This window comes from Pseudomonas sp. P867, from assembly GCF_019891455.1.
Classification (GTDB): domain Bacteria; phylum Pseudomonadota; class Gammaproteobacteria; order Pseudomonadales; family Pseudomonadaceae; genus Aquipseudomonas; species Aquipseudomonas synxantha_A.
Genome location: NZ_JAFLXB010000009.1, coordinates 81,355 through 101,069 on the forward strand (window position 1 = coordinate 81,355; position 19,715 = coordinate 101,069).

Sequence of the window (19,715 nt, forward strand, 5' to 3'; positions counted from 1 at the left end):
TTATAGCCTGGCACACCGCCATCGGGAGCAAGCCCCCTCCCACATTGGGCCTGCTTATTTCAATAAGATGGTGGTTAGTTAGCGGCGAACTTCTACCGCATTCCCCCGGTTCTTCAGATTCTTGTCAGCCTTGTAGCGCAACGCAACGTCCGGCACCGCGCCGCCTTTGCCGGTCTCAACCCAGCTGCGAATCCGGCTGGCGTCGGCAAAATGGGTGAATTTGCCAAAGGCATCCAGGATCACCAGCGACACCGGGCGGTTGCCCATGCTGGTCACCAATACCAGGCAATGGCCGGCCTGGTTGGTAAAGCCGGTCTTGGTCAGCTTAATGTCCCAGTTGGCGCGGTTGATCAGGTGGTCGGTGTTGGAGAAACCCAAGGTGTAGTTGGGCTTGCGGAACGCCACGGTCTTTTCCTTGGTGGTGCTCAACTGGCTCAGCATCGGGAATTTACGCGCGTACGCCAGCAGCTTGCTCAGGTCGCGAGCGGTCGAGACGTTATGGATCGACAGGCCGGTAGGCTCCACATAGTGGGTGCTGGTCATCCCCAGGGACTTGGCCTTGGCGTTCATCGCCGCAATGAATGCCGCATAGCCACCCGGATAGTGGTGGGCCAGGCTCGCCGCGGCGCGGTTTTCCGAGGACATCAGCGCAATCAGCAGCATTTCCTTGCGCGGCATCTGGCTGCCGATTTTTACCCGGGAGAACACGCCTTTCATCTCTGGCGTGTCGGTGATGTTGATGTCGATGTACTCATCCATGTTCTGCTTGGCTTCCAGCACGATCAGGCCGGTCATCAGTTTGCTCACTGAAGCGATGGGGACCACCACGTCGGGATTGCTGGAATAAATGACTTTGTTGGTTTGCAAGTCCACCAGCATGGCGCTGCCGGAGGCGATTTGCAGTTTGGAGGCGTCACGCGGGGCCAGGGTGGATTCGGCGGCGTGGGCGAAGGTGCCTGTCAAAGCGAAAAACAGGCCGACAATAGAGAGACGAATTTTCACGCGGATGAACTCGCTAAAAAGTAAGGAAATACCGTTCGGGAACGGGCTTTATGAAAAATGACGTTACATTCTAGGAGTATGGATCAGAAACTGTCGAATGTTCTTCCAGAACCGGATGAAAGTGCTTAAAAACTAAGAAAAAACAGTTTTTTCTCAGGCAATAAAAAGCCCCGCGCTAAGGCAGGGCTTTTTCATTACGCCTGGTTATTAACCGTGCAGGGTTTCTGCTGCGTACAAGGTATTTTCCAACAGGCAGGCGCGGGTCATCGGTCCGACACCACCTGGCACTGGCGTGATCCAGCCGGCGCGGGGCAGGGCAGTGTCGTAGACGACGTCGCCGACCAGCTTGCCGTCATCCTGGCGGTTGATGCCCACGTCGATGACGATGGCGCCTTCCTTGATCCATTCACCTTTGACCAACCCCGGCTTGCCAGCAGCGACCACCACCAGGTCGGCGCGGCCAACGTGGCCAGCCAGGTCCTTGGTGAAGCGGTGGGTGACGGTCACGGTGCAGCCGGCCAGCAGCAGCTCCATGGCCATCGGGCGACCGACGATATTGGATGCGCCTACCACGACTGCGTCCAGACCATAGAGATCGACCCCGGTGCTTTCCAGCAAGGTCATGATGCCTTTGGGTGTGCATGGGCGCAGCAGCGGGATACGTTGGGCCAGGCGGCCGACGTTATAAGGGTGGAAACCGTCGACGTCTTTGTCCGGGCGGATGCGTTCCAGCAACTTGGAGGCGTCCAGGTGCTCGGGCAGCGGCAGCTGCAGCAGGATGCCGTCCATTTCCGGATCATCGTTGAGGCGGTCAATCAGGTCGGTCAGGGCCTGTTGAGTGGTGTCAGAAGGCAAGTCGTAGGCTTTGGAAATAAAGCCGACCTCTTCACAGTCTTTACGCTTGTGCGAGACATAAACCTGAGAGGCAGGATCGCTGCCGACCAGGATCACCGCGAGGCCAGGCGTGCGCAGGCCTTGCTGGCGACGCTCGGTGACGCGTTTGGCGATCTGCTGGCGCAGGCTGGCGGCGATTGATTTGCCGTCGATAAGTTGTGCAGTCATTACGCGTGATTAACCATCGAGAGGGGGAAGAAAAGTGCGCGCATTCTCGCACGCCAGGGCGCGAGGGCAAAGGCGCTTGGTCTGCAAATTGCCCTAAGCCCTTAAATAAAATCAGTTTTTTTCAAAAAAGATTTGACGGGTATCAGGACGCTCTATACTATTCGTCGCACTTGTCGGGCACAGCCTAGCACTGGTTAGAAGGTCGAGCAGAATTGTTGTCCTGCAAGGCTGGAAACACTTAGTTTGTAATCCTCCAAGAGTACAGATTAATCAGGCGCCCGTAGCTCAGCTGGATAGAGCATCCGCCTTCTAAGCGGATGGTCGCAGGTTCGAGTCCTGCCGGGTGCGCCATTAGGCAGCTTTGGCACAAGTAGCGCTATATGGTGGGCGTAGCTCAGTTGGTAGAGCACGGGATTGTGACTCCCGTTGTCGAGGGTTCGATCCCCTTCGTCCACCCCATATTTTGAAAGGCGCCAGATTAATCGTCTGGCGCCTTTGCTTTAAGAGCTTCAAGCGCGGATGTGGTGGAATTGGTAGACACACTGGATTTAGGTTCCAGCGCCGCGAGGCGTAAGAGTTCGAGTCTCTTCATCCGCACCAATTAAAGCTTTGCTGTGCCGTCAGGCGGGGCAGGGCTCAACAAAGAAGTAGTTTGGTTTCTTTGTTAACGCAATATGGTGGGCGTAGCTCAGTTGGTAGAGCACGGGATTGTGACTCCCGTTGTCGAGGGTTCGATCCCCTTCGTCCACCCCATATTCGAAAGGCGCCAGATTTAACAGTCTGGCGCCTTTTTTGGTTTTAGCGGTTCGTATATCCGGCAGCTGCAGGTGCAAGGTCGAAAGGGTGGGGTGTTTCATCGTATTTGTGTGTCTCGATGATGCCGCGCTGCCCGCAGGCCCTGTGCGCGGGGTCGGGCGTCAGGGAAATGACTGGTTTCTTCTATATAGAAGAGGCGGCGCAGAGCCCTGGCGCAGTTGGCTGTATTTGTCACCGGGGCGAGGTGCATCCGTGCCTTCGTACCGATAAATTGCCGGCTGTTTTCCGCTGTATTTTCAGTAGGGTGACTTCTTGAGTTTGACCCACTAGAATGCATGCCCTTGATTGGGGTCGGAAATGGCCGGCTAACGTCTGTGCAACGAGGAATATCCATGCAAGTTTCTGTTGAAAATACTACTGCTCTCGAGCGCCGCCTGAGCATCACCGTGCCGGCAGAGCGTATCGAGACTGCGGTCAACAAGCGTCTGCAGCAGACTGCCCAGAAGGCCAAGATCGCTGGTTTCCGTCCAGGCAAAGTGCCGATGAGCGAAATCAAGCGTCGTTTTGGTGCCGATGCGCGCCAGGAAGCTGTAGGTGACGTGATCCAGGCTTCCTTCTACGAAGCCGTTGTCGAGCAAAAGCTGAACCCGGCTGGCTCGCCTTCGATCGAACCCAAGTCCCTGGAAGCTGGCAAGGACCTGGAATACGTTGCCGTATTCGAAGTGTTCCCGGAATTCGAAGTGGCTGGTTTCGAAGGTATCGAAATCGAGCGTCTGAGCGCCGAAGTGGCTGATTCGGACCTGGACAACATGCTGGAAATCCTGCGCAAGCAGAACACCCGTTTTGAAGTGGCCGAGCGTGCTGCCCAGAACGAAGACCAGTTGAACATCGATTTCGTTGGCAAGGTTGACGGCGAAGTGTTCGCTGGCGGCTCCGCCAAGGGCACTCAGCTGGTGCTGGGTTCCAACCGCATGATCCCTGGCTTCGAAGACGGTCTGGTTGGCGCCAAAGCCGGCGAAGAGCGCGTTCTGAACCTGGAATTTCCAGCGGACTACCAGAACCTGGACCTGGCCGGCAAAGCTGCCGAGTTCACCGTTACCGTCAACAGCGTTTCCGAGCCTAAGCTGCCAGAGCTGAACGAAGAGTTCTTCGCTCAATTCGGTATCAAGGAAACCGGCATCGAAGGTTTCCGCACCGAAGTTCGCAAGAACATGGAGCGTGAACTGCGCCAGGCCATCAAGTCCAAGGTCAAGAACCAGGTCATGGACGGTCTGCTGGCCGCCAACCCGATCGAAGTGCCCAAGGCCCTGCTGTCCAACGAAGTGGATCGCCTGCGCGTACAAGCTGTTCAGCAGTTTGGTGGCAACATCAAGCCTGACCAACTGCCAGCCGAGCTGTTCGAAGAGCAAGCCAAGCGCCGCGTTGTGCTGGGCCTGATCGTGGCTGAAGTGGTCAAGCAGTTCGACCTCAAGCCTGACGAAGACCGCGTTCGCGAAATGATCCAGGAAATGGCTTCGGCCTACCAGGAGCCTGAGCAGGTCGTGGCTTGGTACTACAAGAATGACCAGCAGCTGAACGAAGTACGTTCGGTTGTGCTTGAAGAACAAGTTGTGGATACTGTTCTGCAGAAGGCTAAGGTGACCGATAAAGCGGTCTCTTACGAAGAAGCAGTCAAACCGGCGGAAGCAGCACAAGCCGACTGATTGTCCAACTCGTTGGAAATTCAACCATAAGCCAGCCTCGCGCTGGCTTATGCGTTTTCAAGACATGACTATTTGGGAGTAACTGCAGAGCATGTTCCGTAATTCCTATATTCAGCAGAACTCTGATATCCAGGCCGCCGGCGGCCTGGTCCCGATGGTTGTCGAGCAGTCCGCTCGTGGCGAACGCGCCTACGACATCTACTCGCGCCTGCTCAAGGAGCGAGTGATCTTTCTGGTTGGCCCGGTAGAGGACTACATGGCTAACCTGATCTGTGCGCAATTGCTGTTCCTTGAAGCGGAAAACCCGGACAAGGACATCCATCTCTACATCAACTCGCCAGGTGGTTCGGTGACCGCAGGGATGTCGATCTACGACACCATGCAATTCATCAAGCCAAACGTGTCGACTACCTGCATCGGCCAGGCTTGCAGCATGGGCGCGTTCCTGCTGACGGCGGGTGCCGAAGGCAAGCGTTTCTGCCTGCCGAACTCACGTGTGATGATTCACCAGCCACTGGGCGGTTTCCAGGGCCAGGCATCGGACATTGAAATCCATGCCAAGGAAATCCTTTTCATTCGTGAGAGTCTGAACACGCTGATGGCCAAGCACAGCGGGCACACACTGGAAGAAATCGAGCGCGATACCAACCGTGACAATTTCATGAGCGCAGAAGCCGCCCGTGAATACGGGTTGATCGACGCAGTGATCGAAAAGCGCCCCGCTTAATATAAGCCGCTCAAAATAGGGCTGGTCGGCATGTCCGACCACTGGCGGGCTTGAAAAAGCCCGCATAAGCCTTCATCTTGTGTTGCAAGCCTATCGGATTTGGATCGAACGAATGACTGACACCCGCAACGGCGAGGACAACGGCAAGCTGCTCTATTGCTCCTTCTGTGGCAAAAGCCAGCATGAAGTACGCAAATTGATTGCCGGCCCCTCGGTGTTTATCTGCGACGAATGCGTCGACCTGTGCAATGACATCATCCGCGAGGAGGTGCAGGAAGCCCAGGCCGAGAGCAGTGCGCACAAACTCCCATCGCCTAAAGAAATCAGCGGCATCCTGGACCAATACGTTATTGGCCAGGAGCGTGCAAAGAAGGTTCTGGCCGTAGCGGTGTACAACCACTACAAGCGCCTGAACCAGCGTGACAAGAAAGGCGACGAGGTCGAACTCGGCAAGAGCAACATCCTGCTGATCGGTCCTACAGGCTCGGGTAAAACCTTGCTTGCGGAAACCCTCGCTCGCCTGCTGAACGTTCCGTTCACCATTGCCGACGCCACCACCCTCACCGAGGCTGGCTATGTGGGCGAAGATGTCGAGAACATCATTCAGAAACTGCTGCAGAAGTGCGACTACGACGTAGAGAAGGCCCAGATGGGTATTGTCTACATCGATGAAATCGACAAGATTTCGCGCAAGTCCGACAACCCGTCGATCACTCGGGACGTTTCCGGTGAAGGCGTGCAGCAGGCACTGTTGAAACTGATCGAAGGCACGGTTGCTTCCGTACCGCCACAAGGCGGCCGCAAGCACCCGCAGCAGGAATTCCTTCAGGTTGATACGCGCAACATCCTGTTCATTTGTGGTGGCGCATTCTCCGGCCTGGAGAAGGTTATCCAGCAGCGCTCCACCCGTGGCGGCATTGGTTTCAGTGCGGAAGTGCGCAGCAAGGAAGAAGGCAAGAAGGTGGGCGAGTCCCTGCGTGAAGTCGAGCCTGACGATCTGGTCAAGTTTGGTCTGATCCCGGAGTTCGTTGGCCGCTTGCCGGTCCTGGCGACATTGGACGAATTGGATGAGGCGGCTTTGATTCAGATCCTCACCGAGCCTAAGAACGCCCTGACCAAGCAATACGCCAAGTTGTTCGAGATGGAAGGCGTGGACCTCGAGTTCCGTACCGACGCGCTCAAATCGGTGGCCAAGCGGGCACTGGAGCGCAAGACCGGTGCACGTGGCCTGCGTTCGATCCTCGAAGGCGTGTTGCTCGACACCATGTACGAAATCCCCTCGCAGTCTGAGGTGAGCAAAGTGGTGATCGACGAAAGCGTTATCGAAGGCAAGTCCAAGCCACTGTATATCTACGAAAACAGTGAGCCGACGGCCAAGGCTGCGCCAGACGCGTAAGCGTTCAGCAGTTGCGGTACAAGCAAGGGGCCTCTAGGGGCCCCTTGTTTTTTGGGGCGTTTTCTTGGTGCGGTGGTTAAATTCGCGTGTATTCATGCGTTTAACTACTGGCATTGAGCTTGTTTTTTTTGCATGTAACCCCCATCTTGGTTTCATGCTTACTTATCAACTGTCATAGAGGCGAAATCATGAAGACAACCATCGAATTGCCTCTCCTGCCGTTGCGTGATGTCGTCGTCTATCCGCACATGGTTATCCCGCTGTTCGTGGGGCGCGAGAAGTCTATCGAAGCCCTCGAGGCTGCGATGACGGGCGACAAGCAGATCCTGCTGTTGGCCCAGAAGAATCCTGCTGATGATGATCCGGGTGAAGATGCCCTGTATCGCGTCGGCACCATTGCCACTGTGCTGCAATTGCTCAAGCTGCCTGATGGCACCGTCAAGGTGCTGGTGGAAGGCGAGCAGCGCGGTGCCGTAGAGCGTTTCATGGAAGTGGACGGGCACCTGCGCGCCGAAGTGGCACTGATCGAAGAAGTCGAAGCTGCAGAGCGCGAATCCGAAGTGTTTGTGCGCAGCCTGCTCTCGCAGTTCGAGCAGTATGTGCAGTTGGGCAAGAAAGTCCCCGCTGAAGTGCTGTCTTCCCTCAGCAGCATTGATGAACCAAGCCGCCTGGTTGATACCATGGCCGCGCACATGGCGCTGAAAATCGAGCAGAAGCAGGACATCCTCGAAATCATCGACCTGTCGGCCCGTGTCGAGCACGTGTTGGCGCTGCTGGACGGCGAAATCGACCTGTTGCAGGTAGAAAAACGCATCCGCGGTCGGGTGAAGAAGCAAATGGAGCGCAGCCAGCGCGAGTACTATCTGAATGAGCAGATGAAGGCCATTCAGAAGGAACTCGGCGACGGCGAGGAAGGCCACAACGAAATCGAAGAGCTGAAAAAGCGCATTGATGCCGCTGGCCTGCCCAAAGATGCCTTGACCAAGGCTACCGCCGAGCTGAACAAGCTCAAGCAGATGTCGCCAATGTCGGCCGAAGCCACCGTGGTGCGCTCCTACATCGATTGGCTGGTGCAGGTGCCGTGGAAGGCCCAGACCAAGGTGCGCCTGGATCTGGCTCGCGCCGAAGAAATCCTCGATGCCGACCATTATGGTCTTGAGGAAGTCAAAGAGCGCATCCTCGAATACCTTGCCGTGCAAAAGCGCGTGAAAAAGATTCGTGGTCCGGTGTTGTGCCTGGTCGGCCCTCCGGGTGTGGGTAAAACCTCCCTGGCCGAGTCGATTGCCAGTGCCACCAACCGCAAGTTTGTGCGCATGGCCCTGGGCGGTGTGCGTGACGAGGCGGAAATCCGTGGTCATCGCCGTACCTACATCGGTTCGATGCCAGGAAGATTGATTCAAAAGATGACAAAAGTGGGCGTGCGCAACCCGCTGTTCCTGCTCGATGAAATCGACAAAATGGGCAGCGATATGCGTGGCGATCCTGCCTCCGCGCTGCTTGAGGTGCTCGATCCGGAGCAGAATCACAACTTCAACGACCATTACCTGGAAGTCGACTACGACTTGTCTGACGTAATGTTCCTGTGCACCTCCAACTCCATGAACATTCCGCCAGCCTTGCTGGACCGGATGGAGGTGATTCGTCTGCCGGGTTACACCGAAGACGAGAAGATCAATATCGCCGTCAAATACCTCGCACCCAAGCAGATTTCGGCCAACGGCCTGAAGAAGGGCGAGATCGAGTTTGAGGTCGAGGCGATCCGCGACATCGTGCGTTACTACACCCGCGAGGCCGGTGTACGGGGCCTTGAGCGCCAGATCGCGAAGATCTGCCGCAAGGCGGTGAAAGAACACGCACTGGAAAAACGTTTCTCTGTGAAGGTAGTTGCCGACTCCCTGGAACACTTCCTGGGCGTGAAGAAATTCCGCTACGGCCTGGCCGAGCAGCAGGACCAGGTCGGGCAGGTGACTGGCCTGGCGTGGACTCAGGTGGGTGGCGAATTACTCACCATTGAAGCTGCGGTGATTCCCGGCAAAGGCCAGTTGATCAAGACAGGCTCCCTGGGTGACGTGATGGTCGAATCCATCACGGCCGCGCAGACCGTGGTGCGCAGTCGCGCCCGCAGCCTGGGCATCCCGCTGGACTTCCATGAGAAGCACGACACCCATATCCATATGCCGGAAGGGGCGACCCCGAAAGACGGCCCTAGCGCGGGCGTAGGCATGTGCACGGCCCTGGTGTCGGCATTGACTGGCATCCCTGTGCGAGCTGACGTCGCAATGACCGGGGAAATTACCCTGCGTGGTCAGGTATTGGCCATCGGTGGTCTGAAAGAGAAATTGCTGGCGGCTCACCGGGGCGGAATCAAGACGGTGATCATTCCGGAAGAGAATGTTCGCGACTTGAAGGAAATTCCTGACAACATCAAGCAGGATCTTCAGATTAAACCGGTTAAATGGATTGACGAGGTCCTGCAAATTGCGCTGCAATACGCGCCGGAACCCTTGCCGGATGTAGCTCCGGAGATAGTCGCGAAGGACGAAAAACGCGAGTCAGATTCCAAGGAAAGAATTAGCACGCATTAATGTGTTAAAGCCTGGGGGCTTCCTTGACAGCTTTTTAGAGCCCTTGTTATAAAGCGGCTCTTAAGTGTCTGTAGGCCACCCAGCACTGGTTTTTGCTTTTACCAAAAAACTTAGAATCATACTCAATAGATATATAAGGGGACTTAGAGTGAACAAGTCGGAACTGATTGATGCTATCGCCGCATCCGCTGATATCCCGAAAGCTGCTGCTGGCCGTGCGCTGGACGCAGTAATCGAATCCGTCACTGGCGCTCTGAAGGCCGGCGACTCCGTGGTACTGGTAGGCTTCGGTACTTTCTCTGTGACTGACCGCCCAGCTCGCACTGGCCGTAACCCACAGACTGGCAAAGCACTGCAAATCGCTGCTGCCAAGAAACCAGGTTTCAAAGCCGGTAAAGCCCTGAAAGAAGCCGTTAACTAAGCTTCGATCAAGCCTTTGCTTACCCGGGTCGGACGCACGTCCGACCTGGCAGCGGAGCGGTAGCGACCCACGTATCCATCGGGTCGCCACGCCGGGGGTGAGAGTTCAAACCCCCGTCCGCTCCGCCAGTTACGAGAAGGCGCATCCTCGGATGCGCCTTTCTTCTATCCGGACTCTACCCACGCTCCACGGTTGCCTATTTTTGAAGTTCAACCGTTTCTGGGGGACGCATGCTGCAAAATATCAGGGACAATTCACAAGGCTGGATTGCCAAGACCATTATCGGGATCATCGTCGCATTGATGGCGTTCACCGGTATCGAAGCCATTTTCCAGGCTTCGGGTAATAACGCGCAGGACGTGGCCAAGGTCAACGGTGAACAGATCACCCAGACCGAACTGAGCCAGGCTGTCGACATGCAACGTCGCCAGCTGATGCAACAGCTGGGCAAGGATTTCGATGCTTCGCTGCTGGACGAAAAACTGCTGCGCGACGCGGCCCTCAAGGGCCTGATCGACCGCAAGCTGCTGCTGCAAGGCGCTGCTGATGCCAAGTTCGGCTTTTCGGAAGCCGCTTTGGACCAGGTGATCCTGCAGACGCCGGAATTCCAGGTGGATGGCAAGTTCAATGCCGAACGTTTTGACCAGGTGATCCGTCAACTGGGCTATAGCCGTATGCAATTCCGTCAGATGCTGACCCAGGAAATGCTGATCGGCCAGGTTCGCGCAGGTATCGCCGGCAGCGGTTTCGTCACCGATGCCGAGGTGCTGGCGTTCGCCCGACTGGAAAAACAGACCCGCGATTTCGCCACCGTCAACATCAAGGCAGACCCGGCAGCGGTGAAGCTCACCGATGATGAGGTCAAGGCTTACTACGATCAGCACGCCAAAGAGTTCATGACCCCGGACCAGGTGGTCATCGACTATCTGGAATTGAAGAAGTCCTCCTTCTTCGACCAGGTCACCGTCAAGGACGATGAACTGCAGGCTGCCTACGAGAAGGAAACCGCCAACCTCGCTGAACAGCGTCGTGCCGCGCACATCCTGATCGAAGTCAACGATAAGGTCACCGAGGCGCAAGCCAAGGCCAAGATCGAAGAAGTCCAGGCACGCCTGGCCAAAGGCGAGAAGTTTGAAGCCCTGGCCAAGGAGTTCTCCCAGGATCCAGGTTCGGCCAACAATGGCGGTGACCTGGGCTTTGCCGGCCCGGGCGTCTACGATCCGGACTTCGAAACGGCCCTGTACGGCTTGAAGCAAGACCAGGTATCGGCGCCGGTGCGCAGTGCCTTCGGTTGGCACTTGATCAAGTTGCTGGGCGTTGAAGCACCTGAGGTGCCATCGTTTGCCAGCCTGAAAGACAAGCTGACCCGCGAGCTCAAGACCCAACAGGTTGAACAGCGGTTTGTCGAAGCGACCAAGCAATTGGAAGATGCGGCATTCGAAGCGTCCGACCTGGCTCAGCCGGCATCTGACCTGAAGCTGACCGTCCACACCTCGGCGCCGTTTGGCCGTGAAGGTGGCGAAGGCGTTGCAGCCAACCGTGCTGTGGTGACTGCGGCATTCAGCCCGGAAGTGCTGGATGAAGGTGCCAACAGCAGTGCCATCGAGCTGGACCCGGAAACCATCATCGTGTTGCGTGCCAAAGAGCATCTCAAGCCGGCTCAACTGCCGCTTGAGAGCGTTGCTGCGGCGATTCGCACCCAGATGACCAAGGAGCGTGCGAGCGCTGCCGCCAAAGCCCATGCCGACGAGTTGATCGCCAGCCTGCGTGACGGCAAAACCGCGCTGGACCAGCCGATTGACGGTCAGGCCTGGAAGGTGACTGAAGCGGCGACCCGCGGTCAGGAATCCATCGATCCAGCCGTGCTTCAAGCCCTGTTCCGCATGCCCAAGCCTGCGGCCAAGGACAAGCCTACTTTCACCACGGTGACGCTGCGTGATGGCAGCCTGGTGATTGTGCGCTTGAACGGCGTCAACGAAGCGGCAGCCCCTACGGATGAAGAAAAGGCGCAATACCGCCGCTTCCTCGCTTCCCGTATCGGCCAGCAGGACTTCGCGGCGTTCCGCAAGCAGCTGGAAACCCAGGCAGACATCAAGAAGTACTGATGCCGGCTTGAATAAAAAAGACCCCGTCCTGAAAAGGCCGGGGTCTTTTTTTGCCCTTGATAAAGTGGGTGCTTAACTCGCCTTATGGGTGCTTGCCTGAAAACTTGAGCTTGCCCCAGGTCAGGCCGATCACCGCTGCCAGGGTCGAAGCGGCCAATACACTGAGCTTGGCGGCCGAGAGCAAGGCAGGGTCCGAGAAGGCCAGAGAGGAGATAAAGATCGACATGGTGAACCCGATCCCGGCCAGCAGGCCAACCAGGCCGACGCCTGTCCAGGTCACACCGTCCGGCAGCTTGCAGATATTGAGCTTGACCAGCATCAGGCTCGCCAGCATCACGCCCAGGGGTTTGCCGAGTACCAGCGCAAAGATGACCCCCATGAACACCCCGTGAGCCATCGGATCATCCAGGTTGAAGCCGTGCAGGCTCACGCCAGCATTGGCCAGGGCGAAAAGCGGCATCACGCCGAATGCCACCCACGGATGCAGTGCCGATTGCACCCGTTGCACCGGCGGCAATATCTCCCGCTGGGCTTGGCGCAGTTGCTTGAGGGGCTGGGCGACCTGTTGGGGGCCTTCTGCCGAATGCGAGAAGCGCTCCATCAGCTCGTTGAACGTGCGTTCAATGGTCTCCAGCGGGCGCTCCGTGGTGGGCTTGGAGTTGACCGGCGTCATCAAGCCCAGGATCACCCCGGCGAGGGTCGGGTGCACGCCGGTCTTGAGCAGCCCGAACCATACAACCGCGCCAGGTAACAGATAGATCGCGGCCTTGCCGATGCCCATGCGTTGGAACACCAGCACCAGCGCCAGCCCGCCTGCGGCAATCACCAAGCCCATGTAATCGAGACTGGCAGTGAAGAAGATCGCGATGATCAGGATCGCCACGATGTCATCGATGATCGCCAGGGCCAGCAACAGGATACGCACGCCACTGGGAATCGACTTGCCCAGCAGCGCCAGCACGCCCACAGCAAAGGCGATGTCGGTCGCGGTGGGTACCGCCCAGCCACTGGCGGCGACGGTGCCGTGGTTGAGCAGGGTGTAGATGAGTGCAGGCATCAGCACACCGCCCAGCGCAGCGCCCAAGGGCAGCGTGGCCAGTTTCAGGTTGGCCAGGGCGCCATCTTTGATTTCCTGACGGATCTCGGCGCCGACTACCAGAAAGAAGATGGTCATCAGCCCGTCATTGACCAGAAAGTGCAGGGAGCGCGACACGCTGTAATCGCCAAGTCCCAGGGTAACAGGCGTATTCCAGAAGTGCTCGTAGGTCGCTGCGGCGGGGCTGTTGGCCCAGATCAGCGCAACGATCGCTGCCAACAGCAGGACGATACCGCTCACGGCTTCGATATGGGAAAAACGCTCAAGGGCAGACAGCGCGCCCTCAGTCAGGCGCTGAGGGCGGGGGATGGCAGGGTGTTTATCAGGCACGACAAATCTCCATTGGCGGCCCGACCAATGCTTGGCTTTTAACCTGCGCCGTGCCTTATGCAGCAACGCACCCAGAGGCGATGATAGGAAGTTGAGGAATAAGTTGTAAACAAACTTGTCATCGGCCGTGCCAGGCCTTGCCCGTCATTGCACCCAGCGCCAGCGCTATCAACCCCAGCACGGCCCATGGAAATGCGATGACGCCCCAGTGTTGGAGCATCAAACCGCCAGCCAGCCCACCCCCGGCAATGCCAAGGTTCCATGCGGTGACCAGCATGGATTGCGCGGCATCAGCCGAGTTGCCGGCCGACTTCGCGAGTGCGGTTTGCAGCAGGGCCGGCAGGCCTCCGAAAGCCAGGCCCCAGGCCGCCACGCTGATGTAGATGCAGATCGCAGAGCTGGTCCAGAAACCCAGGAGCAGGGCAGCTGCGGCGAACGTCGCGCAACTGATGAGGGTCAGCAACCGCAGGTGTTGATCAATCCATATGCCCACCAACCAGATGCTTACCAACGCCATCAAGCCGAACACCAGTAATACCTGGTCGATCTCGCTGCCGATGCCGGCGGGCACCAGCAAGGGAGCGATGTAGGTGTAGAGGATGTTATGAGCCAACACATAGGTGAAGGTCACCCACAGCACTGGGCGGATTCCCGGCAGGGCCAGCACGCGATTCAGGCCCAGACGTTTGCTGGCTGCTTCGCCGGCAAAATCCGGCAATTGCCAGCGCGCCCACACCAGCAGTAACAGGGTCAGGCCGGTCATGATGGCAAAGCTGCTGCGCCAACCGACCAGCGTGCCAAGCAGGGTGCCAGCAGGTACGCCGAGGGACAAGGCCAGCGGCGCACCGAGCATGGCCACGGCGATCGCCCGGCCCTGCAGATGAGGGGCAACCATGCGGCTGGCGTAGCCTGCCAACAGCGCCCACAGCAGCCCGGCGAATACACCCGCAAAGAAGCGAGCGATCAAGGTCACGCCGTAGTGGTTGGAAAACGCGGTGACACTGTTGACCAAGGCAAAGCCGCCTATGGCGATCAACAGCAGAGGCCTGCGACGCCAGCCACGGGTCAGCAAGGTCAGCGGGATGGCCGCGAGCAATGAGCCCAGGGCGTAGAGCGTCACCAACTGCCCCACCAGCGCCTGTGACACTTCCAGCCCGACGCTCATTTGCGGCAGCAGCCCGGCGGGCATGGCCTCGGTGAGGATGGTGATAAAGCCGGCCGAGGCCAGGGCCAGCAACCCTGCCAATGGCAAGGGTTCATGCACGGGCGCCGTAGCGGTCACTGAAGTGTTGTTCATGGGAGTCTCCTTGAAGGGGCAAGGAGGCAGGGTAGGGGGCTGCGATGCGCGGAAAAACAGGCTAAGGTGCCGAACTTATCGGACATTTTTGTCCGCAATCGACCAAGGCATCAGCATGGACAGTCTGAGCGGGCTCTCGGTATTCGTACAGGTCGCGCAAACCCGTAGCTTCACCACCGCCGGGCGGGTATTGGGCGTGTCATCCTCAGCGGTAGGCAAAAGCATCGCACGCATGGAGGAGCGCCTGGGCGTCAGGCTGTTTCATCGAAGTACCCGCAGTATCACCCTGACCAGTGAGGGCGCGCTGTTGCTGGAACGCTCGCGGCGTATCCTGGCGGAAGTGGAAGCGGCTGAGCTGGAGTTGAGCGAGGCCAGTGCCACCCCGCGGGGCAAACTGCGTATCAGCGTGCCCCAAGTGCGCGGGTTGTTGATGCCGGTGATCAGTGGCTTTATGCGTGCCTATCCGGATATCGAGTTGGACGTGGATTTTTCCGACCGTATGGTGGATGTCATCGATGAAGGCTTCGACGCGGTGATCCGCACCGGCAAGCCGGAAGACTCGCGCTTGATGGCGCGCCATCTGGGGCATTACCAATTGGTACTTGTCGGTACGCCCGGCTATTTCGACCAATACGGCACGCCACTCCTGCCCCTGGACTTGAGTCATCACGCCTGCCTTCGGCATAAATTCTGCGCCTCCGGCAAACTCGAGCCCTGGCCGCTGCGACGGGTGCCGGGCGCGGCGGAGCCGAGCTTGCGTGCGCCGCTGGTCAGCAGCACCATTGAGTCTCTCAAGCATGTGGCTCAGGAAGGTCTCGGTATTGCGTGTCTGCCGGACTACATGGTCAACGAGGCGGTTGCGCAAGGGGCTTTGCAGCGCGTGCTGGATGAACACCTTGAACACCGTGGCAGTTTCTGGTTGCTGTGGCCGGCCAGTCGCCATGCCTCGGCCAAATTGCGCGTGTTTATCGACCATATGTGTGCCGGGCTTTTTCCTACTGACGCGGCTTCACAAGGCTGAGATGTTTAACCGACAGGAATGCGCGCTTCAAGGCCGCGTTCTGTTGCACAATACCGTCCGGACCGTTTTCCACAGGATTTTCAATGTCGACATCATTTCACTTGCGTAGCCTCGGGTTGGCGCTGGTGCTGGCGGGCGCCGCGGGCTGCTCCTCACCCAAGACCGCTATCTATGAACATGAGAATTTCGACGATTCCGGTACGTTTTCCCGCGATTACCCGGTCAGCGATGTAGCGGCGTGTGAAGCGGCGCGTCGTGCCCTGCTGAGCCAGGGTTACATCATTACCAGCAGCGATCCAAAGCTGGTGGCGGGCAACAAGAGTTTTCAGCAGACCGGCGAGACCCATCTGCAGATCAGTTTCAACGTGGTGTGCGCTGCTGATGGCAAAGGCAGCAATCACTCGACGATGTTTGCCAACGCCTTGCAGGATCGCTATGCGCTGAAGAAGGTCAACAACTCCGCCAGCCTCGGCGTGGGTGTGCTGGGTTCGGTGTCGATGCCGATCGGCTCCACTGACGACTCGATGGTGAAAGTCGCGAGCGAGACCGTCTCGGCGCCGAAGTTCTACGAGCGTTACTTTGCGCTGGTGGATGTGTTCCTGCCGCAGGAGGTCAAGCAGGCCGAGCATATACCCGAGCAGCCCAAGGCTGACCTGGGTGTGCCTGAACCCAAGGCCGCTCCGGTAGCCGCTCCAGTAGCCGAGAAGGTCGAGGCGCCGAAGGATGCCCCTGTAGCGCCTGCCGCTTCGCAACCCCTGGCACCGCCACCTGAGGCCGCGCCGATCGCACCGACCCCGGAACCTGCGCCTGCCTCGGCGCCAGCAACCGAGCCCGCGCCGGCGCCGACCAATCCCAGCCTGCCTGCGCCGACAGAGGCAATACCGCCCTTGCCAGCGCCTGCGCAGTAACTCAGATGGCTACGGGATCGGCCTTGTCGACGTTGATCCCGTAGCGGCTGATGGCCAGGGCGACGTTGTCACGACCAATCACACCGTCATCAGCCAACGCCTTCAAGGCTGCTAAAGCGATAAAGTGCCGGTCTACCTCGAAGAACTCGCGCAATGTCTCGCGGGTGTCCGATTGCCCGAAACCGTCGGTACCCAGTGCGACAAAACGGCGGTTATGCACGAAGGGGCGAATCTGGTCGGCGAACAACTTCATGTAGTCCGTGGCCACCACCACAGCGCCGGTTCTCCCGGCAAGGCAGGTTTCGACGTAGCTTTGGCGCGGCTCGCTTTGCGGGTGCAGGAGGTTCCAGCGTTCGGCGGCGTGCCCATCACGGCGCAATTCGGTCAGGCTGGTGACGCTCCAGACATCGCTATGCACGGCGAAATCCTTGGCGAGCAACTCGGCTGCGGCGATCACTTCGCGCAAGATTGAACCGCTGCCCATGAGCTGCACCTTTGCCTGCGGGTGGCTGCTCAGCGGATACATGCCCTTGAGAATGCCTTCTTCAACGCCTTCCGGCATCGCCGGGTGCGGATAGTTTTCGTTGAGCAGGGTGATGTAGTAATAGATGTCCTCCTGTTCGACATACATGCGCCGCATACCCTCGCGAATAATCACCGCCAGTTCGTAGGCAAAAGTCGGGTCATAGGCCACGCAGCAGGGAATCACCGACGCCAGGATATGGCTGTGCCCGTCGTCGTGCTGCAAGCCTTCACCCATCAGCGTGGTGCGCCCGGCCGTGGCGCCCAGCAGGAAGCCCCGCGCTCGCGCATCGCCCGCCGCCCAGGCCAGGTCGCCGACGCGCTGGAAGCCGAACATCGAGTAGAAAATATAGAACGGCACGGTCATCAGGCCATGGTTGCTATAGGACGTGCTTGCCGCAATCCAGGAAGAAATGGCGCCGGATTCATTCAGCCCTTCCTGCATGATCTGTCCGTCTTTGCTTTCTTTGTAGTAGCTCAATTGCCCGGCGTCCTGTGGGGTATAGAGCTGGCCGACGGCTGAGTGGATACCGATCTGGCGGAACAGGCTTTCCATGCCAAAGGTGCCCGACTCATCCGGCACAATAGGCACGATCAGCTTGCCCAAATGCGGGTCCTTGAGCAGCGTGCCGAGGATGCGCACAAAGGCCATGGTGGTGGAGATGGCGCGCTCACCGGTGTCTTTGAGTTGGGTGGCGAAGGCGCTCAGCTCGGGGATTTGCAGCGGCGCAACGCTCGTGTGGCGCGCTGGCACATAGCCTCCCAGCGCCTGCCGTCGTGCGGCAAAGTAGTGGGCCTCTTCGCTGTCGACGGCGGGTTTGAGGTAGGGGATTTCTTCGAGCCGGTCATCGTCGACCTCCAGGCCGAAGCGGTCGCGGAAAGCTTTTACCGCTTCGGCCCCCATCTTCTTCAGCTGATGGTTGATGTTTTGGCCTTCGCCAGCTTCACCCATGCCGAAGCCCTTGACCGTCTTGGCCAGTATCACCGTGGGCTGGCCCTTGTGGCGCACGGCGGCGGCGTAGGCGTTGTAGACCTTGTCCGGGTCATGCCCGCCCCGTGAGAGTTTCCAGATGTCGTCGTCGGACATGTCCGCAACCAGCGCCAGCAACTGCGGGTATTTGCCAAAGAAGTGTTCACGCACATAAGCGCCATCCTGGGATTTGTAATTCTGGTAGTTGCCGTCCACGCATTCCATCATGCGTTGGCGCAGCAGGCCGCTCTGGTCCTTTTCCAGCAGCGCGTCCCAGCCGCCGCCCCAGATCACCTTGATCACATTCCAGCCGGCGGCACGGTACAGGCTCTCGAACTCCTGGATCACCTTGGCATTGCCGCGCACCGGACCATCCAGGCGTTGCAGGTTGCAGTTGACCACGAAGATCAGGTTGTCGAGTTTTTCGCGGCCCGCCAGGGAGATGGCCGCCAGGGATTCGGGCTGGTCCATTTCGCCATCGCCGAGGAATGCCCAAACCTTGCGGCCCTGATGCTGCTTGAGGTCTCGAAACTCCAGGTACCGCATAAAACGCGCCTGGTACGCGGCGGTGATCGGCCCCAGGCCCATGGAGACCGTAGGGAATTGCCAGAAGTCCGGCATCAACCGTGGGTGAGGGTAGGAAGACAAACCCTCGCCACCGGCCTCGCGCCGAAAGTTATCCAGCTGCGCTTCGCTGATACGGCCCTCCAGGTAGGCACGGCCATAAATGCCTGGTGAGGAATGGCCCTGGATGTACACCAGGTCGCCGTCGAATGTGTCGGTTCGGCCACGGAAAAAATGATCGAAGCCTACGTCATACAGCACGGCGGCTGACGCATAGGTGGCGATATGCCCACCCACGCCTGAGTGTTTGCCTGCGCGCAATACCATCGCCATGGCATTCCAGCGGATGAACGCATTGGTGCGCCGCTCGATGGCCTGGTTACCGGGGTAGGGCAACTGGCGCTCAACCGGGATGGTATTGACGTAGGGGGTGGTCACCCGCCCGTAGAAGTCGCCATGCCGTGCAACGTCGAAATCCAGCAACTGATCGATCAGGTAATGAGCGCGGGGACGGCCCTCGGTGGACAGCACCGATTCGATGGAGTCCAGCCATTCGCGGGTTTCCTGCGGATCATCGTCGAGTCTTACTGGGTCATTCGGGGTCATGTGAGGCTCCAGGGTAGGCGGATTCAAGCAGCGAGCTCCTCGCGGGAGTGATGCAAAATGTAGTTGCAATTGCAACGACATGCCAGAATCTAGCGCGGGATGAGCTACTATTGCAACCTTCTTGAAATTCCCCGGATGGTGTTGCATGTCGTCGAAAGAGCCGGATGTATGGTTCCGTTTTGTCAGGGCTCACAGGACGGTCATCCGTGAAATCGAGCGGCGCCTGGCTGCGGCGGGCCTGCCGCCGTACGCCTGGTACGATGCGTTGTGGGGCCTGGAAAGCGGGCCCGGCGGCACCCGGCGTATGCACGAACTGGCCGATGTGCTGGCCATTGAGCGCTATAACCTCACGCGCCTGGTGGACCGCCTGGAAAAGGACGGCCTGGTAGTGCGTTCCCGCTCCGATGGCGACGGTCGTGCGGCGTTTGCCTCGATCACGGACACGGGTCGAGCGCTGCGCAAGAGCATGTGGAAAATCTACGAAAGCACCGTGGACGAGCTGTTCATTTCACAAATCGAACCCGAGCAGCGCCAGGCATTTGCCGATGCCCTGGAGCGCACGGCGGGCTTGGCGATGGATGCGGGTGTGCAAGTGCGCAGCCGACGTAAATCGTAGGTTCGAAAACAGACTCAGTGCGGGGGAC

14 protein-coding genes and 4 tRNA genes are annotated in these 19,715 nt (G+C 58.6%); 13 read left to right on the forward strand and 5 right to left on the reverse strand.

Annotated features, from left to right (window positions below):
* Window positions 1–78 precede the first annotated feature (78 nt).
* On the reverse strand, window positions 79–1,002 hold the full coding sequence (pbpG, locus tag J1G33_RS17490; protein ID WP_078821725.1) for a D-alanyl-D-alanine endopeptidase: 924 nt from the start codon (window positions 1,000–1,002) through the stop codon (window positions 79–81).
* A 207-nt stretch (window positions 1,003–1,209) separates the two neighbouring features.
* Window positions 1,210–2,064: a bifunctional methylenetetrahydrofolate dehydrogenase/methenyltetrahydrofolate cyclohydrolase FolD gene (folD, locus tag J1G33_RS17495; protein WP_005789300.1), complete on the reverse strand. Its 855-nt coding sequence runs from the start codon at window positions 2,062–2,064 to the stop codon at window positions 1,210–1,212.
* Window positions 2,065–2,338: 274 nt separating this feature from the next.
* On the opposite strand from folD, the gene J1G33_RS17500 reads away from it, so the two are divergent.
* The 10 genes from J1G33_RS17500 to J1G33_RS17545 all read left to right on the forward strand — a co-directional run bounded on the left by J1G33_RS17500 (window position 2,339) and on the right by J1G33_RS17545 (window position 11,757).
* A tRNA-Arg gene (locus J1G33_RS17500) sits at window positions 2,339–2,415 on the forward strand.
* A 32-nt stretch (window positions 2,416–2,447) separates the two neighbouring features.
* Window positions 2,448–2,523 (forward strand) — tRNA-His (locus J1G33_RS17505).
* 56 nt (window positions 2,524–2,579) lie between these two features.
* Window positions 2,580–2,664: transfer RNA gene (locus tag J1G33_RS17510), tRNA-Leu, on the forward strand.
* A gap of 77 nt (window positions 2,665–2,741) precedes the next feature.
* A tRNA-His gene (locus J1G33_RS17515) sits at window positions 2,742–2,817 on the forward strand.
* Between the two features lie 395 nt (window positions 2,818–3,212).
* Entirely contained in the window at window positions 3,213–4,523 is a 1,311-nt protein-coding gene (gene tig, locus J1G33_RS17520; RefSeq protein WP_032880518.1) for a trigger factor, read from the forward strand.
* A 91-nt stretch (window positions 4,524–4,614) separates the two neighbouring features.
* A complete protein-coding gene (clpP, locus tag J1G33_RS17525) occupies window positions 4,615–5,250 on the forward strand; it encodes an ATP-dependent Clp endopeptidase proteolytic subunit ClpP (protein ID WP_223018469.1) in 636 nt (211 codons plus the stop codon).
* 112 nt (window positions 5,251–5,362) lie between these two features.
* A complete protein-coding gene (gene clpX / locus J1G33_RS17530) occupies window positions 5,363–6,646 on the forward strand; it encodes an ATP-dependent Clp protease ATP-binding subunit ClpX (protein WP_003238279.1) in 1,284 nt (427 codons plus the stop codon).
* A gap of 188 nt (window positions 6,647–6,834) precedes the next feature.
* Entirely contained in the window at window positions 6,835–9,231 is a 2,397-nt protein-coding gene (lon, locus tag J1G33_RS17535) for an endopeptidase La (protein ID WP_032880520.1), read from the forward strand.
* A gap of 148 nt (window positions 9,232–9,379) precedes the next feature.
* On the forward strand, window positions 9,380–9,652 hold the full coding sequence (locus J1G33_RS17540) for an HU family DNA-binding protein (RefSeq protein ID WP_003174819.1): 273 nt from the start codon (window positions 9,380–9,382) through the stop codon (window positions 9,650–9,652).
* A gap of 230 nt (window positions 9,653–9,882) precedes the next feature.
* Entirely contained in the window at window positions 9,883–11,757 is a 1,875-nt protein-coding gene (locus J1G33_RS17545) for a SurA N-terminal domain-containing protein (RefSeq protein WP_032880522.1), read from the forward strand.
* Window positions 11,758–11,839: 82 nt separating this feature from the next.
* Here the strand turns inward: J1G33_RS17545 and nhaA are convergent, their stop codons facing one another.
* Both nhaA and J1G33_RS17555 read right to left on the reverse strand, forming a co-directional pair.
* Window positions 11,840–13,183 (reverse strand): Na+/H+ antiporter NhaA, encoded by a 1,344-nt coding sequence (gene nhaA, locus J1G33_RS17550; RefSeq protein ID WP_223018470.1) that lies wholly within the window; start codon window positions 13,181–13,183, stop codon window positions 11,840–11,842.
* Between the two features lie 118 nt (window positions 13,184–13,301).
* The gene (locus J1G33_RS17555) at window positions 13,302–14,480 is read right to left on the reverse strand and encodes an MFS transporter (protein WP_223018471.1); all 1,179 of its coding nucleotides are present in this window, start codon (window positions 14,478–14,480) and stop codon (window positions 13,302–13,304) included.
* Between the two features lie 115 nt (window positions 14,481–14,595).
* Here J1G33_RS17555 and J1G33_RS17560 point away from each other — a divergent pair, with 115 nt between their 5' ends.
* Together J1G33_RS17560 and J1G33_RS17565 are read left to right on the forward strand one after the other, a co-directional pair.
* Window positions 14,596–15,501: a LysR family transcriptional regulator gene (locus J1G33_RS17560; RefSeq protein ID WP_223018472.1), complete on the forward strand. Its 906-nt coding sequence runs from the start codon at window positions 14,596–14,598 to the stop codon at window positions 15,499–15,501.
* A gap of 83 nt (window positions 15,502–15,584) precedes the next feature.
* Window positions 15,585–16,409, forward strand: a complete 825-nt coding sequence (locus tag J1G33_RS17565; protein WP_148853545.1) for a DUF2242 domain-containing protein — start codon at window positions 15,585–15,587, stop codon at window positions 16,407–16,409.
* A gap of 1 nt (window position 16,410) precedes the next feature.
* On the opposite strand, the gene aceE is transcribed toward J1G33_RS17565, so the two are convergent.
* Window positions 16,411–19,071, reverse strand: a complete 2,661-nt coding sequence (gene aceE / locus J1G33_RS17570) for a pyruvate dehydrogenase (acetyl-transferring), homodimeric type (protein WP_223018473.1) — start codon at window positions 19,069–19,071, stop codon at window positions 16,411–16,413.
* Between the two features lie 145 nt (window positions 19,072–19,216).
* Here aceE and J1G33_RS17575 point away from each other — a divergent pair, with 145 nt between their 5' ends.
* Window positions 19,217–19,687, forward strand: a complete 471-nt coding sequence (locus J1G33_RS17575; protein WP_032880533.1) for a MarR family transcriptional regulator — start codon at window positions 19,217–19,219, stop codon at window positions 19,685–19,687.
* Window positions 19,688–19,715: the final 28 nt, after the last annotated feature.